1 protein-coding gene and 1 rRNA gene are annotated in these 3,036 nt (G+C 58.0%); one reads left to right on the top strand and one right to left on the bottom strand.

All coding sequences use genetic code 11. From position 1 onward, the window contains the following. Positions 1 to 582 precede the first annotated feature (582 nt). On the bottom strand, positions 583 to 1,746 hold the full coding sequence (locus ACWCIA_RS22835) for an OmpA family protein (RefSeq protein WP_454166780.1): 1,164 nt from the start codon (positions 1,744 to 1,746) through the stop codon (positions 583 to 585). A gap of 1,180 nt (positions 1,747 to 2,926) precedes the next feature. Here ACWCIA_RS22835 and ACWCIA_RS22830 point away from each other — a divergent pair. Further along, positions 2,927 to 3,036: ribosomal RNA gene (locus ACWCIA_RS22830) — 16S ribosomal RNA — on the top strand; the annotation flags it as partial.

Genomic DNA, 3,036 nt, shown 5'->3' with positions numbered 1-3,036 from the left:
ACTTTGCGCCGATGATAGTGCTGCAACCAGTGTGAAAGTAGGTTATCGTCAGGCTAGTTATAAGCAAAACCCCGCAGAGTGATCTCTGCGGGGTTTTTTGCGTTTGGGCGGCCGATTTGTCTTGTGATCGATTTGGTTTATACGCCGCCGGATGATCACGATGAAACGCGCGGGGTGGTATGGATGCCCCCGGCATCCATGCCACCACCCTACATTTTGCACTGTTCCCGTCGGGTGGACGGCTATACCGGCGAATTCTCCGAGCCCGAACCTCGACGCCTGCTTCACGTTCAACCAGCCGGCGATACCCCGCAAATATCCGGTTGCGCCGGCAAGTTCGCGCCCCGGTCAGACTGGGCAAGCACTTGTCACCGTCAAGTCCCCCCGATTAACGAACGTCGGGTGAACAAGTGCCCCCCAGTTCTGGCATGTTCATGTCCCGCATCTGCGCGGCTGACTTACCTCTGACAGCGGCCCGGCATAACGGTTCCGTTAGCGATCCATCTACTTGCGCGTGCAGTACACAGGCGAAAAAAAACCGCCTCGGCCTGCGCCGGGCGGTTTTTCTGGTGCGAAGACCGATTACTTGGTGACGGTACGGGTACCGACCACTTCGATTGTCACGCGACGGTTCTTAGCGCGGCCTTCGGCGGTCGCGTTGTCGGCGATCGGCTGGGTTTCGCCCTTGCCTTCCGTGTACAGACGCGCTGGGTCCAGGCCTTTCGAGACCAGATAGGCCTTGACGGCTTCCGAACGGCGCAGCGACAGCTTGTCGTTGTAGGCATTCGAACCGACCGAGTCGGTATGGCCAACGGCGATCATCACTTCGGTGTTCATGCCCTGCAGCTTCGCCATCAGGTCGTCGAGCGCTGCTTTGCCGTCTTCCTTGACGATGGCCTTGTCGAAGTCGAACAGCGCCTCGGCCGCGAACGATACCTTTTCCGACACTGGCTGCGGCGCCGGTGCTGGTGCGGCCGGTGCTGCTACTGGTGCTTCCACTGGTGCGGCCACTGGTGCGGCAGCGACTGGTGCAACGTAAGCGACTGCCGCTGGGCGGCCGAATTTGTAGACCAGGCTCAGGGTGCCGAAGTCGACATCGCCACGGTTGCCGGCGGCATCGGTCACGAGGCGCATGCGCTCGACTTCAGCGCGCACAGCCAGGGCTTCGCTGAACTTGTATTCGATACCGACGCCAAACTTGCCGCCGCGTCGACCTTCATTTGGCGGGTTCGGATTGCTCAGGGCGTTCAGGCGGTTACCGGTGAAGCTGGTGGTGGCCTTCGTGTAGTGAAGACCACCGCGACCGAGCAGTGACAGGCGCTGGGTCAGTGGCAGTTGGGCAACCAGGTCCAGGGCGCCGCCGCGCAATTCGGTTTCGCCAGCCAGGACGCCATTGCCGGTCGTCGTAGCGCGGTAGGTGAACTCGCCCAGGTCGTAGTACGACGCTTCGATAGCGAAGTGGCGGCTCAGTTGCTTGCCGATGAACAGCTTGCCGCCGACGTCACGGGTGTCTTCGGTAAAGCCGGTGACCGTCTGCGTGCCCGTGGTCAGGCCGCGGACCTGGCGGCTAGGGATATCGCCGCGCGACTGGCCGACGCCGGCACCCACATACCAGGCACTGTTTGCCCAGTCAGGATTCACGAAACCGGAATTGGTCTGTGCCGTCGTGGCGTCTTGCGCCTGGGCGCTCATCATGGTTGCGCAGGCCAGTGCGATCAATGCGGCGAGTTTGCTCGAAGTTTTCATAATGCTGTTTTTCTTTAAATGGGAAGGTTACGTGGTGCTGGGTTGTTATTCAGCGTAAGGACAATAGTCCGTCTACCTATGGAGCGCGCCGGTCATGGCTGCGACAATGACTTGGACGCAGGCCGAGATGCAACGGTCGCATGGACAGCAGAGATATCTGATGTCCGGGCCCGGCCGTACCTCATGCCGCGAACCAGTCTCGCAACGCGAGCCGGATTGAACCACCTGGCTGCAAGGCGCCGATCGTTACCGACGGGCGAGCCGCTAGGCCGATCGGTTTCACTGCAGGGAGGCGTGGACCAGGAATGTGGAAGCCGCAGTTGCCAGAGCTCGGAACAAAGCCCGGCAACCCGGCAGAGCAGGCGAATACGGTTATGTAGCGTTTCAAAATCTCAATCGCACTTTCATATCGAATGCCATTTTCGAACCGCTCGCATGTTCATGCCGACGGTCGAAACCATCGAAGTCCGCATGCCTCAGCGAGCTTCCGACAGGAATTATTACCTTTTGGCACATTCTGCTCTGTACGCTAGCGCTCATAACGGTCGATTTTCCTAATGGATAAGCCAAAAAGTGACATGCAACGGTCTTTGTCTGATGGGGTAGGGATGAGGCAGGCAGTCCACGCTGCACTGGACGTTGGATGGGCAAGCCCGAAAGCGGTATCGCGGAGCGGCGACGTCGGGACGGCCAGCTATCAGCAGCACATGGCTGCGTTGACGATGAGCCGAAAAAACCACGGACAAGGTACTTGCGGAACGCCGCCGGGGTTCGCTATAATGCGCCTCCCGCTGCAGTAGTGCTGCGAAACAGCCAACGAAATCAAGTAGTTGGCGGTGTCGACGGTGCGCTACGAACAGCGTGGTGAAAAAACGAAGGGGTTGACGAGTTAAGCGAAACACTGCATAATCTCACTTCTTCGCTGCTGACAAACAAAACGATTTGTCGACAAGCAGCAGGCAGTACTGCCCTCGGCGGGAGCCCAAAGTTCTTTAACAATTAACAGTCGATAAGTGTGGGCGTTTGATGAAGGTGCCAAGACTTCGGTCTTGATTACTTAAAATATCAAATGTTCGCACAAAAGAAATACGTTATCTCAGCAATGAGGTAGCGGTCAGTATTTTGAGTGAGCGACTCCGCAGTAATGCGGATGACTCGAAAGAGTCAACAAACAGAGATTGAACTGAAGAGTTTGATCCTGGCTCAGATTGAACGCTGGCGGCATGCTTTACACATGCAAGTCGAACGGCAGCACGGGCTTCGGTCTGGTGGCGAGTGGCGAACGGGTGA

It is taken from the genome of Massilia sp. SYSU DXS3249, from assembly GCF_053668055.1.
This window is presented reverse-complemented; position numbering and strand designations above follow the sequence as displayed.

What these genes read in the sequence shown, in the direction of transcription:
- ACWCIA_RS22835 (WP_454166780.1), bottom strand. Translation starts at nt 1,746, where the DNA reads ATGAAAACTTCGAGCAAACTCGCCGCATTGATCGCACTGGCCTGCGCA.